Raw genomic sequence first — 13,219 nt, forward strand, 5'->3', positions numbered from 1 at the left:
TGTTCTTAGGGGGTTAAACCCTTAGAGCTAACAGGATTTGAGGCCTCTAGATGGAGCGCTGGTTTAAGTGCTATTTTTAATTATAAATTGTAATAAAATTGTTTTATTATTACACAAAATACATATCAATTATTTTTTATTATAATAAAAAACATGTTAAATAATTAACATGTATTATTGAGATAGTGAATTAAAGTGTGGTACAATATTAATTGGATATGATTGGTTATTGGTGTCGAAATTTAAAGTTTCGATACTTGTAAATACAGAATATCACATGTAATGAAATGAGGGGGACGAAGACATGTCACTAAAAGTAAATAATCTAGTTAAGAAATATGGAGACAAGGTTGTAGTCGATAATCTTAGTTTTGCTATAGAAGAACCTGGTGTATTTGGATTACTTGGAACCAATGGCGCTGGCAAGACGACAACTATAAGAATGATGCTCGGAATGCTAAAGAAGGATAATGGGACTATTACTTGGAATGATGAGACCTATAATTCTAAGAAGGTTTCTACAGGATATTTAGCTGAGGAGAGAGGGATTTATTCAAAATTTACAATAATAGATCAACTTGTATATTTTGGAGAACTTAAAGGAATGGAACGTAAAGAGGCTTTAAAAAGTATAGAATATTGGCTTGAACGGTTAGAGGCTACAGAATATAGAAATAAGAGAGCAGAGCAGCTTTCAAAGGGAAACCAACAAAAAATTCAGTTTATAGCTGCATTAATATCAAATCCAGATATTTTAATTTTGGATGAACCATTAAGTGGACTAGACCCAGTAAATACGGATTTATTTAAGGAGGTTATTAAAGAAGAAATTTCAAGAGGGAAATATATAATAATGTCAAGTCATCAAATGAGTACTATAGAAGAATTTTGTGATAATCTTGTGATACTTAACAAAGGAAAAACTGTGCTTAGTGGAAATTTAAATAAAATTAAGAAGTCGTATGGAAGAAATCATTTATTATTAAAATGTGAAGGTAATATTGGAGAGTTAATTAAAGAGTCTAATATGGATATATTAAATGAAAATAATGACTTTATAGAATTAAATGTTACAAGGGAAGAAGAAGCAACAAATCTACTTAAGGAAATACTAAATAGAAATATTCCAGTTATAAGATTTGAACTTAGAGAGCCAACTCTTCATGAAATATTTATAGAAAAGGTGGGTGAGTAGAATGGATATGAATAACTTTTGGAAGGTTACTAAATTTACTGTAGTTCAACAGGTTAAGGGGAAGTCGTTTAAAATTTCTACTACGATAATATTAGCCGCGGTACTGATATTAACATCTTTAATTAATTTTATTCCGGCATTTACAGGAAAAGATGATGCTAAAGATGGTGGGACATCGGCCAATGGTCAAATGGAAATTGCTATTGAGACAGCCTACTATATGGATGATTCAGATTTAAATATAGATTTAACACCAGGAATTAAGGCTGTGTTTCCAGATCTTAACTTTAAAAAAGCTGAAGAATCAAGAACAAGGTTAATTGAAAAAATGGATACAACTGATGAGAACATGGTACTTGTATCTATAAGCAATGAAGCTGTAGGGTATTATGTGGAGGTGATTACTCCATCTAATAGTGACGTTGTATCATCAGAGGATGGAGAAAAACTAGCACAAGTTATATCGAGTAATTTAAATGCTGGAAGATTTTTGAAAGTAGGTATATCACCAGAAGATACAAGTAAGTTATCAACACCTATTAGTACAAGAGTTATGGCTGCAAGTGATGAAAATGATACCTTTGAAGATATGATTATAAAGATGGTATTTCCTATGGTAGCTTGTATGTTATTGTTTTATATAATTTATTTCTATGGATATTGGGTTGCAAGTTCTATAGTAGCAGAAAAAACATCAAGGGTAATGGAACTACTACTTACTTCAACAAAACCAATGGAGCTTGTAGTTGGTAAATGTGTTGGTATGGGATTCTTAGCAATAACTCAATTTGCATCGATTTTACTTACAGCATTTATTTCATTTGTTGGAAGTGGAGCTATAGTTAAGAAGTTTATAAACACTTCTGCCAACATTTTTGATATAGCAGGAATTCTTGGGAAAATACCAGTATTACAAATAATTTTAATAATATTATTCTTTATTTTGGGATATGTACTATATGCAGTTTTAAATGCACTAGTTGGAGCTACAATAAGCAAATTAGAGGACTTAAATACTGCAATAATGCCAGTATCATTTATTTCAATTATAGGGTTTTATATTGCATATGCAGCAATAATGGCGGAAGGTTCTTTAGTTGCCCAAATAGCAACATATATGCCATTCTCATCACCTTTTTATATTCCATCAATGATTTTATCAGGGAGTGTAGGTGTTGGAGAAATGTTAATAGCGTTATTAATAATTATTGTAACAATTATTGTATTAACATTATTTACTGCTAGAGTATACTCTGTTGTAATATTACACACCGGAAACAGAGTAAAAATAAAGGATTTGTTTTCTATATTTACAAATGAGAAATAATAAAATTATTTTAGGATATTGGAATGTGTTAGTATATGAACTATACTGATATATTGTAAATATAACAGCATATAAATATCATATGAATAAATATAAGACACATAAAAATTTGCAATGCAATGGAGGGATGCTTTATATGAATAATAAATTATGTAAGTCTAACAATGCCGCAATAGCAGGGGTTTGTGGAGGCGTAGCAGAGTATTTTGGTTTTGATGTAAAAGTATTAAGAATTATATGGGTAGTATCTACAATTTTTGCAGGAGCAGGATTTTGGATTTATGTTGCCCTATGGATTTTGATGTCAGACAACAATTTTTAAAAAATATTTATATAAATTTTAATTAATGATGTATAATTTGTATTTTAAAATACTTCATGGATTTTAAATAAATAGAATCTACAAATTTAGTTAGACATATGTGTAAAATGGTAAGGTTAGAATTCTTACCATTTTTTATTTTGAGTTATAATTTAATATTATTTGGCAAGGAATTTAAATAACGGTTAACTTTTCGCAAAGAGTTTATTATTTCGATATAAAGTGATATAATAATTTATTGAGTGGCCAAAATGTTATAGATGTATTAAATTTTAAATTACATAAATATAACTAGTATGTAGGTTGTAAATTGATAGATAGGGAGATGATTGAATGTCAAATAGTAATATGGATTTAGGAAAAGATAAAGTAGGAAGTTTATTATTTAAGTTAGCACTTCCAGCTATTATTGCTCAACTTGTAAATGTGTTATATAACATAGTTGACAGAATATTTATTGGAAGAATGCCAAGTGGAGAGTTGGCTATGGCTGGGGTTGGAGTTGCATTTCCAATTATAATGATTATATCAGCGTGCAGTGCCTTAATTGGTATGGGAGGTGCTCCTCTTGCTGCAATAAAAATGGGTGAAAAAGATAATGATGGTGCTGAAAAGATAGTAAGTAATAGTTTTTCTACACTTGTTTTAATGGGATTAACGTTAACTGTTGGATTACTAATATTTAAAGAACCTATACTTTGGGCATTTGGTGCTAGCGATCAAACAATTGGATTTGCTAATGACTATTTAACTATATATCTTATTGGAACTATATTTGTGCAAATAGCACTTGGAATGAATCCTTTCATAAATACTCAAGGTTTTGCAAAAATTGGTATGGTTACTGTAATGGTTGGAGCAGTTATAAACATAGTTCTAGATCCGATATTTATATTTGGACTTGGAATGGGAGTTAAGGGGGCAGCACTTGCAACCATACTTGCCCAAGCGGTATCAGCTATATGGGTTTTATTCTTCCTGTTTGGAAAGAAGAGCATTCTTAAAATAAGAAAAAAACATATAATTCCAAACCCAAAGGTAGTTCTTGGAATTATGGCGCTCGGAGTATCTCCATTTATAATGCAAGCTACAGAAAGTTTAGTATTAATATCTTTAAATAATCAACTTAAAGTATATGGTGGAGACTTAGCTATAGGTGCAATGACAATAATGAGCAGTATTATGCAAATAATAATGCTACCACTTATGGGATTAACTCAGGGGGCACAGCCTATCATAAGTTATAACTATGGTGGAAAGCAAATAGATAGGGTTAAGAAGACATTTAAGTTATTAATCACATGCTGTTTGGCATATACAACGTTTATGTGGGGATCCCTTATGTTGTTCCCAGGAGTATTTGTAGGTATATTTAACAATGATCCACAACTTATGGCAATAACATCATGGAGTATTAAGATATACTTTGCAGGAATATTCTTATTTGGAGCACAGAGTGCTTGTCAACAAACATTCCTTGCCCTTGGACAAGCGAAAATATCGCTTATTCTGGCACTGTTAAGAAAGATAATTTTATTAATTCCATTAATATTTATACTTCCAATTTTCTTTACAGGTGACCAAGCTAAACTTCAAGCTGTTCTTACTGCAGAGCCAATCGCAGATATTTTAGCAGCTTTGAGCACCATAACTTGCTTTACTATATTTTATAAGCGAACGCTTAATGAGGATTCTAATATAGCTCTTAAAAATAGGGATACATTATAATTATTTATAGATTTAGTTGAAGCTATATAAAAAAGAGGTTACATTATTAAGCCATGATAATTTATCATGAAGTTTAATAGGGTAATCTCTTTCTTATTTAACATATTATTTAAATGTGGTATGTGTTGAAGGTTCTTTTTCACCAGTAGGTGTATGTTCATTTGCTTTGTTTTTAACACCTTCTTGATAGTTAGGGCCTTTTGGGTCAGATTTAAGGGTTGTAGTTTTTTTGTTTTTCTGGTTGCAACAATTCTTTGACAATATAACACCTCCTTGATTTACAACATTATTAGGATATACATATTTATATAAAATAATACTAGTATATATTGTTTTATATAAGTTGAAAATTAGGGTAAGAGTTAGTAATATGAAATAATTGTAAATGATGTTTGAAAACAAATAGACTAGAACAAGGAGGAGTAACGACTTGTTCTAGTCTATTTCGATTTAATTGGGTGGTAAATTAATTAATATGGAGATATTAATTGGGTATAGTATAATTATTTACTAATTACTAAATTTTAAACATATATTTTAAATATTTCATCATATCTAGACAGTGTATTAATTTTAACTTATTATTATAGTTATAAACTTATTTTTTAACTTAATTTATTTAGCATTAGTATGTTTAGTAAATTAAAAAAATTACATAAGGGGGATATTGATATGAACAAAAAAACTAAAGTAATATTGCTAGGAGCTGGAGATAGGGGATTAATCTACGCAAAATACATAAAATCACATAGTGATGAAGTTGAAATTGTTGCTGTAGCAGAGCCCATCAAGGAGAGAAGAGAAAATATTAAAAATATGTTCAATCTTAGTGATGATATGGTATTTAATTCTTGGGAGCAAGCTTTAGAAATTGGAAAAATTGGGGATGTTACAATAGTTTCAACTCAAGATAGAATGCACTATGACCCTACAATGAAGGCTTTAGAACTTGGATATCATATACTTTTAGAAAAACCTATGTCACCTGATTTAAAAGAATGTGTAGAAATGGTTAACAAAGCTGAAGAAAAGAATCTACATTTATTAGTGTGTCATGTTTTAAGATACACTGAATTTTTTAAACAGCTTAAAAATATTTTAGATAGCAAAGAGATAGGTGAGCTTATAACTATTCAACATATAGAAAATGTAGGATATTATCACCAAGCTCATAGTTTTGTAAGAGGAAATTGGAGAAATAAAGAGGAATCTGCTCCAATGATTCTTGCAAAGTGTTGCCATGATATGGATCTTATGTACTGGTTTGCAAATAGTCCTTGTGAGAGTCTTGCTTCTTATGGAAGCACAAAACATTTTAAAACAGAGTGTGCACCTGAGGGCGCATCTAAGATATGTTTAGAATGTGAAATAAAAGATTGTCCATACGATGCTAGAAAAATATACTTTAAAAGTAGTTCTGATGCAAATACCACATCAACAAGACAATGGCCGACTAGTGCTATAACAGAGGATTTATCTAATGAGGGAATAACAAAAGCATTAGCAGAAGGACCTTACGGAAGATGTGTTTATCACTGCGATAATAACGTAGTGGATAATCAGGTAGTAAGTTTAAATTTTGAAAATGCTGTTACTGTGGCATTTACTATGACTGCATTTACATCTAAAGTTTCTAGAATAACTAGGTTTATGGGAACTCATGGAGAAGTTAGAGCAAATACTGAAACAAATAAAATTGAAATATATGATTTTAGAACTAATGGCTTAAAAGTTATAGATGTAAAAGAGCCTGACAGTGGACACGGTGGCGGTGATAGTGGAATAATGAAGGATTTCTTCAACCTTGTAAGAACAGGTAAGGTTGAAGACAGATATACTACAGGCAAAGTGTCAATTCAAAGTCATGTAATGTCATTAGTTGCAGAGGAAGCTAGAATTAAAAAACAGACATTAAATCTTAAGGAATATGTACACAATTTAATGAAATAATTGTGGATAGTTAGTGATTTATATCCATATAAAAGGTATATATTAAAACTTAGGTTTTGGTATATACCTTTTTATGGTTAAATCGTGTTTTGTATGATTTTAGAAATAAAGTTAATTACTATAATTTTCATGGAAAAATAAAATGGAGTAACATTTAAAAGTTAATATTGTACATTATATATGAGCTTTTTAAGTAAAGTATATTGTAAACTATAAATAAAATTAAGGTTGACAATTTGGTGGTGCAATGATAAATTAATGATATAAGAAAGGGGAGTTAATTATTATGGAACAATCAATTTCAAAAACTCATTCAATGATTTTATGTGGAATGTTTGCAGCACTAGTAGCAGTAGGAGCATTTATACAGATCCCAGTACCGTTCATGGATTATTTTACATTGCAATTCCTATTTGTTTTACTAGCAGGAATTATACTTGGACCTATAAGGGGTGCTACATCAGTTGGAGTATATGTCCTCATTGGACTTTGTGGAGTTCCTGTTTTTGCAGCGGGCGGAGGACTTGCTTATATAATTCGTCCAAGCTTTGGATATTTATTAGGGTTTATAGTTGCTTCATATGTAGTTGGAATGATTACAAAAAAGAGAGAAAATTTAAGTTTTAGAAAAATGTTAATAGCCTGCTTAATAGCTATGGGTGTAGTTTATTTTATAGGAATAATATATAAATATTGCATATTAAACTTTTATGTAGGAACCTCAACAGGAATTTGGTCATTGTTACTTGCTGCCCTTCCGTTAGATATTCCAGGCGATATATTACTTTGTTTTGTGGCAGCATACATAGGAAAGAAAATCAGAACTAGGGTAAGGGTTTAAATGAATTACTATTAAATTAAGAGGAGAATTGTATGGTACAGCAGCTAAAAGAAAAAATATTACAAGGTTATTTAATTTCACGTGAAGAGGCAGAAGGATTACTTGAGGTACAGTTGGAAGAACTTTGTGATGCAGCTAATGAAATACGAGAAATTTTATGTGGGGACAAATTCAATCTATGTACAATTATAAATGGAAAGAGTGGTAGATGTTCAGAAAATTGTAAGTACTGCGCCCAGTCAGTGCATTTCAATACAAATGTAGATGAATATTCATTACTTTCACTAGAAAAAATAGTTTCTAATGCAGTATCTAACTACTCAGAGGGAGTTCAGAGATTTTCAATTGTAACATCTGGAAGAACAATGGATGATGATGACCTTAAACAAGTTTGTGAAATAAATCGTGAGATATCAGAACAATGTGGGGTTAGACTTTGTGGATCTCATGGACTACTTAGCTTAGAAAAATTACAGATGCTTAAGGATTCAGGAGTTACACGTTATCATAACAATCTTGAAACCTCAAAGCGTTTCTTTGAAAATGTTTGTACAACTCACACTTATGAAGACAAGGTACAGGTTATAAAGAATGCAAAGAAAGTCGGTATGGAGGTTTGTAGTGGTGGAATCCTTGGACTTGGAGAAAATTTTAAAGATAGAATAGATATGGCTTTTGAACTTAGAAATCTTGAAGTTGATTCAGTGCCTATAAATGTTCTAAATCCAATAAAGGGCACGCCAATGGAAAATAATGATTTAGTCAGCTATGAGGACTTACTTAGAACCATTGCAATATATCGGTTTATTATGCCAACTATATCAATTCGGCTAGCTGGAGGAAGAGCACTATTAAATGATAAAGGACGAGCTGCCTTTAAATCCGGAGTTAATTCAACCATATCAGGGGACATGCTTACTACTTCTGGGATTTCTACGAAAGAAGATATAGCAATAGTTAAGGAAATTGGATTTAAGGTGGAGAATCATGAGTAAGGGTGTTTTTATAACAGCTACTGGCACAGATGTTGGGAAAACCTATATAAGTGGGAATTTACTAAGGAAGTTAAGAAAGGCTGGAATGAAAGTAGGATATTTTAAGGCGGCTCTTAGTGGAGCAATAGTAGGTGTTGAAAAAGAACTAATACCTGGTGATGCAAAATATGTTTATAATATGGCTGGCATAGAAGGCGATTTTAATGATTCCATTCCATATATATTAGAAACAGAATCATCTCCTCATTTAGCAGCGCAGCTAGAAGGGGTAGAAATAAACCTTAAGACAATTATTAACCATTATGAGAATCATAGTAAGCAATATGATTTTGTTCTTTCAGAAGGAAGTGGAGGTATTGTATGTCCAATATATCTTCAAAGTGAAAAGATTATGCTAATGGATGTTATTAAGGGATTAAATTTAGAAATAGTTATTGTATCAGATGCAGGTCTTGGAACAATAAACTCAACTATGCTTACAGTTGAATATGCTAGAAATCATAATATTGGAATAAAAGGAATTATCCTAAATAATTTTGATAGAGATAACTTTATACACGTTGATAATTTAAAAGTAATAAAGGATTTTACTGGATTGCAAGTTTATATTTGTGAGACACAGGGGGAAGTTGAAATTAAGGAAGAAGAGTTAGTAAAATTATTTAATTAAATAATTTTAACCCAAAAGGCTATCTTAAATTAAATTAAGATAGCCTCTTTGGTTATTCACAGTTATCATTTAGTTCAGCCATTAAATTTTCAAAGGCTTCCTTAGTTTTTATAGAATCTTTATAATTTATATAATAATTAGAGGTTGTACTATTACTTATAATTTCAATAAATGGCCCAGTCTCACTTACTAAGAATAACATAGCTTTTTTATTTCCTTCAAGCTTAAAGTGTCCCTTTTGTAATTCTCCAAGGCCAATTCCATTAGTTCTCATAATAATCTTTGGTGTTTCATCTACAAGAGTTATTTTCTCAATGGTTTTTCGATCTATATTAGCATTGTATCCACCAGATAAACTTATAGAGCTATCATTAACAGTTATCTTAGGTGCACTAAATCCAAGGATAAACATAGGTATATTAATTAACAGTACTATAAATAAGACCACAATTAGCACAATTTTGATTTCTTTTTTTGAACTAGGATTATGGTCAAATTTTTGAAGAAAAAATAGGTAAAAGATGGTGATGGCTACAGTTGCAATTATAAAAGGTACGATAGACATTTTAAAAAGGTAATTTGAAAAAATACCAAGAATATTAACTCCTGATATAATATAACACATATGTGACATGTGTTTACCTAGAGATTTGATATCTATATTAGCCTTTTCGGATTTTGTTGAGGTATTGTAGCCAGAAATTAACCAGTAGCATTTGAATTTACCTATTAGTATTCCAAGTAATAAAAATAGAGTAGCTATAAAAAGTAGTATAAAATACGATTCCATGAAACCACCTCCAAGTCAAATAAAGATTAACTAGATGAGATAAGGAGTTATCTAAGTTTTAGGGAATTAACCCACTGATGAAGTTTAAGTTTGCTATCATCCTTAGAAAGAGTTAATGGGTCTTGAAATTCAATTTTACCTAAGATCTCATTATTCGGATTTAATTCTTTTTCAAAATTAGCGAAAATACCTTTAGAACTTCCACCACCATGACAGCAGTATAAGCCTATGTTTTTATCTTTAATTTCATTTTCTATAAAAAAGGTTTTTAGTGCAGGTGCATAGGTACCAGCCCAAATTGGGCTGCCAATAAATAGGTTGTCATACTTTTTAAAATCTATAGTGTAGGGATTAAGCTCAGGGGCTTTATTCATTATAATTTGTTTGCCACCCCACAAATATTTAGAAAGCTTGAAACTATTCGGATTTAAATCTTTAATTGGTTTCAACTCTAATATATCGCAATTAAGTATATTTTTAATTTCCTCTCCGATTAGTTTTGAATTTCCGTCAAGTGAATAAAATACGACTAAAGTATTTGACAATTTTAACATCCCCCTCTGTATATTCTCAAGTAGAATTAATATATTATAAAAAATAGATATTGTCTAAACTTAATTATATGAAATGTAGATAAATAATATTAATACTATTAACATTATTATACAAAGTATATATAACAATGCATGTAATATCAAGAGAGAACGTGATTTTATTAAATTTTATTCGTGAAGTTCTTCTGAGAATAATGGAAACTTATTGACAGAGAATTTATAAAGTGATAAATTATGTTTAATGGGAGATGATTGAAATGAAATATTTAATAAATGAAAAACATCAACATCATCATAGTTACGAGGTCTTATAATCTTAGGTTTGAAAATAAACCATAGATATAGGCCTATTTGTGTGAGGGCAATGTATCTATGGAGATATAGAAGTTTAAATCTCTAAGGATATGATGTCTTTAGGGATTTTTTTGTTGCTACAAAGCTATAAATAGGGCGTTGGTGTTAATGTGAAATAAAGATTATATACCAAAGATAAAGATGATTAATGTTATATAATATAGATTTAAGGAGAGATAATTTATGAGTACAAAAATTACAAAACCAAGTATATTACCAGGATTTATGGAGCTTACGCCAAGAGAACAGGTGGCGTTTAATAATGTGTATGATGTTATTAGAAGAAACTATGAGTCTTTTGGATTTCTTCCAATAGATACTCCAATAATTGAAAAAAGTGAAGTTTTACTTGCAAAAACTGGTGGAGATACAGAAAAACAAATTTACACTTTAACTAAAGGAAGCACTGACATGGCAATGAGATTTGACTTAACGGTACCTCTTGCTCGTTATGTTGCACAACATATGGAGGAAATAGCTTTTCCTTTTAAAAGATACCAAATGGGGAAAGTGTATAGAGGTGAAAGAAATCAAAGAGGTAGATTTAGAGAGTTCTATCAATGTGATGTGGATGTTATAGGGAATGGTACTTTAAGTATTGTTAATGATGCTCAAATTCCAAGCACAATCTATAAAATATTTAAGGAACTTGGATTTGATAACTTTAAAATCAGAATTAATAATAGAAAAATTCTAGATGGATTCTTAAGAAGTTTAAACATAGATAAATGTACAGAGGTTTTAAGATGTATAGATAAACTCGCTAAAATAGGAGAAGACAAGGTTAGAGAAGAACTAAGTGAGTATATTTCAACTAGTGAAGGGATAGAAAGCTTAATAAAGTTTATTACGTCTGAAGGTAGCAATGATGAAAAAATTGAGATGCTGAAAAATAGCACAGTAACGCATGAAAGGTTTATTGAGGGTGTAGAAGAACTCGAAATTGTAAATAAATATATAAAAGCATTCGGTATTCCAGATAAAAACTATATCATAGATTTTAAGATAACTAGAGGTCTTGATTACTATACAGGAACTGTATATGAAACATTCTTAGATGATTATCCTGAGTTTGGTTCAGTATGTTCAGGTGGTAGATATGATGATCTAGCTCAGTATTATACTGAAAAAAAACTTCCTGGAGTTGGAATATCTATAGGGCTTACAAGATTATTTTGGAGCTTTATGGAGAGTAACATTATAGATTTAAATAGTAATTCTTTAATAGATGTTTTAGTAATTCCAATGGATGAAGACTTTGAGTATGGAGTTAAGGTTTGTAATGAATTAAGAGAAGCTGGCGTAAAAGTTGATATATATCTTGAGGGTGGAAAATTCCCTAAGAAAATGAAATATGCTAATAAGTTAGCTATTCCCAATGTTATAATCATTGGGGAAAATGAAAAAATTGAGAATAAAATTCTGCTTAAGAATATGGAAACAGGTGAACAAAATTTAGTTTCTGTAGAAGAAGTAATTTTAATTTTAAACAATAAATAATAAATAAGATCTAATCGGTAATAATCAAGTTAATATAAATAGGCTGTTTTAAAATTAGTGACCTATGCTTTATTCAAATGTTGAAATTGAACTTAAATACTATTGATAGCTAAGGGTTTAGCGGAAATAATATAAGTTGAATTTCAACATAGGTTTAGTATTAAGTCAAATTTAAGACAGTCCTATTTATTTTTTTAATCACTTAATCCAATTCTATCTTTAAAGCTATTTAACCCAATTCTATCTATATAATTTCCAATTCGTTCTCTTTCATGGGCATTTTCATCATATACTTGGATTATTTTTTCTATTAGGTCAAATACATCTTCAGCAGGTACATTAACAGCTAGTCTATCACCAAGTCTAGGCTTAACGCCACCTTTACCACCAACATAAACAATCCAGCCCTTAACTCCACCAATTAACCCTATATCTCTTGTATGACTATCACCACAGGCGTTAGGACATCCACTAACCCCTATCTTTAATTTATTAGGAAGATTTCTTCCGTGAAAAGCTTCATCTATTTTAGAACCAATCCCCATAGAATCTTGAAGACCCCTTTTACAGAAAGTAGTTCCAGGACAGATTTTTACACTTCTAACGCATAAACCAATTGCAGCACCAGGTTTCATACCTAAATCAGCCCAAGCGCTATCAATATCCTCTTCTTTTAAGCCTACAATGGCAATACGCTGAGCTCCTGTAAGCTTAAGTGCAGCTACGTTATATTTCTCAGCTACATCGGCAATATCTCTAAGTTGCTGAGGTGTAACAACACCTCCAACTAAATGTGGTGCTATAGCATAAGTTTCTTTATCTCGTTGGATAACCGCACCTTTATCTAATAAATCTTTCATAGTATTCCTCCTTGTTATTAATATTTTAAGTTAAGTAGATATGTTCTTCATACATAAGTTTAATCTAAAGTAAGTTAATAATAAATGTTCTGTAGCTAAAATTAACAAAAATTTATAAAAAAGTAATTATCGC

At 30.5% G+C, this 13,219-nt stretch carries 13 protein-coding genes; 9 read left to right on the top strand and 4 right to left on the bottom strand.

Annotation, left to right across the window (positions count from 1 at the left end):
- The first annotated feature begins 304 nt into the window (after positions 1 to 304).
- From RSA29_RS12075 to RSA29_RS12090, 4 genes are all read left to right on the top strand, one after another.
- Positions 305 to 1,195 (top strand): ATP-binding cassette domain-containing protein, encoded by an 891-nt coding sequence (locus tag RSA29_RS12075; RefSeq protein WP_346942049.1) that lies wholly within the window; start codon positions 305 to 307, stop codon positions 1,193 to 1,195.
- A 1-nt stretch (position 1,196) separates the two neighbouring features.
- Positions 1,197 to 2,522, top strand: coding sequence for an ABC transporter permease (locus RSA29_RS12080; protein ID WP_346942048.1), 1,326 nt, complete (start codon positions 1,197 to 1,199; stop codon positions 2,520 to 2,522).
- Between the two features lie 136 nt (positions 2,523 to 2,658).
- Entirely contained in the window at positions 2,659 to 2,844 is a 186-nt protein-coding gene (locus RSA29_RS12085) for a PspC domain-containing protein (protein WP_346932894.1), read from the top strand.
- Between the two features lie 333 nt (positions 2,845 to 3,177).
- Complete coding sequence (locus RSA29_RS12090) at positions 3,178 to 4,572, top strand: MATE family efflux transporter (RefSeq protein ID WP_346942047.1); 1,395 nt, start codon at positions 3,178 to 3,180, stop codon at positions 4,570 to 4,572.
- A 105-nt stretch (positions 4,573 to 4,677) separates the two neighbouring features.
- Here RSA29_RS12090 and RSA29_RS12095 read toward each other — a convergent pair whose 3' ends face one another.
- Positions 4,678 to 4,833, bottom strand: a complete 156-nt coding sequence (locus tag RSA29_RS12095; protein ID WP_346932896.1) for a hypothetical protein — start codon at positions 4,831 to 4,833, stop codon at positions 4,678 to 4,680.
- A 411-nt stretch (positions 4,834 to 5,244) separates the two neighbouring features.
- Between RSA29_RS12095 and RSA29_RS12100 the strand changes: the two genes are divergently transcribed.
- The 4 genes from RSA29_RS12100 to bioD all read left to right on the top strand — a co-directional run bounded on the left by RSA29_RS12100 (position 5,245) and on the right by bioD (position 9,028).
- Positions 5,245 to 6,522, top strand: a complete 1,278-nt coding sequence (locus tag RSA29_RS12100; protein ID WP_346942046.1) for a Gfo/Idh/MocA family oxidoreductase — start codon at positions 5,245 to 5,247, stop codon at positions 6,520 to 6,522.
- Between the two features lie 286 nt (positions 6,523 to 6,808).
- Positions 6,809 to 7,363, top strand: a complete 555-nt coding sequence (locus RSA29_RS12105) for a biotin transporter BioY (protein WP_346942045.1) — start codon at positions 6,809 to 6,811, stop codon at positions 7,361 to 7,363.
- Between the two features lie 32 nt (positions 7,364 to 7,395).
- Positions 7,396 to 8,358 carry a biotin synthase BioB gene (gene bioB / locus RSA29_RS12110; RefSeq protein WP_346942044.1) on the top strand — a complete coding sequence of 321 codons (963 nt, stop codon included), beginning with the start codon at positions 7,396 to 7,398 and terminating at the stop codon, positions 8,356 to 8,358.
- The gene (bioD, locus tag RSA29_RS12115; protein ID WP_346942043.1) at positions 8,351 to 9,028 is read left to right on the top strand and encodes a dethiobiotin synthase; all 678 of its coding nucleotides are present in this window, start codon (positions 8,351 to 8,353) and stop codon (positions 9,026 to 9,028) included. Before bioB ends, bioD begins: the two co-directional genes overlap by 8 nt.
- A 52-nt stretch (positions 9,029 to 9,080) precedes the next feature.
- On the opposite strand, the gene RSA29_RS12120 is transcribed toward bioD, so the two are convergent.
- Together RSA29_RS12120 and RSA29_RS12125 are read right to left on the bottom strand one after the other, a co-directional pair.
- Positions 9,081 to 9,818, bottom strand: coding sequence for a DUF3784 domain-containing protein (locus RSA29_RS12120; RefSeq protein ID WP_346942042.1), 738 nt, complete (start codon positions 9,816 to 9,818; stop codon positions 9,081 to 9,083).
- Positions 9,819 to 9,865: 47 nt separating this feature from the next.
- Entirely contained in the window at positions 9,866 to 10,363 is a 498-nt protein-coding gene (locus tag RSA29_RS12125; protein ID WP_346942041.1) for a flavodoxin, read from the bottom strand.
- 546 nt (positions 10,364 to 10,909) lie between these two features.
- Here RSA29_RS12125 and hisS point away from each other — a divergent pair.
- Positions 10,910 to 12,226, top strand: coding sequence for a histidine--tRNA ligase (hisS, locus tag RSA29_RS12130; RefSeq protein WP_346942040.1), 1,317 nt, complete (start codon positions 10,910 to 10,912; stop codon positions 12,224 to 12,226).
- 194 nt (positions 12,227 to 12,420) lie between these two features.
- On the opposite strand, the gene RSA29_RS12135 is transcribed toward hisS, so the two are convergent.
- The gene (locus RSA29_RS12135; RefSeq protein WP_346942039.1) at positions 12,421 to 13,086 is read right to left on the bottom strand and encodes an NAD(P)/FAD-dependent oxidoreductase; all 666 of its coding nucleotides are present in this window, start codon (positions 13,084 to 13,086) and stop codon (positions 12,421 to 12,423) included.
- Positions 13,087 to 13,219 lie beyond the last annotated feature (133 nt).

The organism is Clostridium sp. (assembly GCF_036660475.1).
In the GTDB taxonomy this organism is placed as follows: domain Bacteria; phylum Bacillota; class Clostridia; order Clostridiales; family Clostridiaceae; genus Clostridium_J.

What these genes read in the sequence shown, in the direction of transcription:
- RSA29_RS12085 (WP_346932894.1), top strand. Translation starts at nt 2,659, where the DNA reads ATGAATAATAAATTATGTAAGTCTAACAATGCCGCAATAGCAGGGGTT.
- bioB (WP_346942044.1), top strand. Translation starts at nt 7,396, where the DNA reads ATGGTACAGCAGCTAAAAGAAAAAATATTACAAGGTTATTTAATTTCA.
- hisS (WP_346942040.1), top strand. Translation starts at nt 10,910, where the DNA reads ATGAGTACAAAAATTACAAAACCAAGTATATTACCAGGATTTATGGAG.
- bioD (WP_346942043.1), top strand. Translation starts at nt 8,351, where the DNA reads ATGAGTAAGGGTGTTTTTATAACAGCTACTGGCACAGATGTTGGGAAA.
- RSA29_RS12075 (WP_346942049.1), top strand. Translation starts at nt 305, where the DNA reads ATGTCACTAAAAGTAAATAATCTAGTTAAGAAATATGGAGACAAGGTT.
- RSA29_RS12090 (WP_346942047.1), top strand. Translation starts at nt 3,178, where the DNA reads ATGTCAAATAGTAATATGGATTTAGGAAAAGATAAAGTAGGAAGTTTA.
- RSA29_RS12080 (WP_346942048.1), top strand. Translation starts at nt 1,197, where the DNA reads ATGGATATGAATAACTTTTGGAAGGTTACTAAATTTACTGTAGTTCAA.
- RSA29_RS12120 (WP_346942042.1), bottom strand. Translation starts at nt 9,818, where the DNA reads ATGGAATCGTATTTTATACTACTTTTTATAGCTACTCTATTTTTATTA.
- RSA29_RS12100 (WP_346942046.1), top strand. Translation starts at nt 5,245, where the DNA reads ATGAACAAAAAAACTAAAGTAATATTGCTAGGAGCTGGAGATAGGGGA.
- RSA29_RS12135 (WP_346942039.1), bottom strand. Translation starts at nt 13,086, where the DNA reads ATGAAAGATTTATTAGATAAAGGTGCGGTTATCCAACGAGATAAAGAA.
- RSA29_RS12105 (WP_346942045.1), top strand. Translation starts at nt 6,809, where the DNA reads ATGGAACAATCAATTTCAAAAACTCATTCAATGATTTTATGTGGAATG.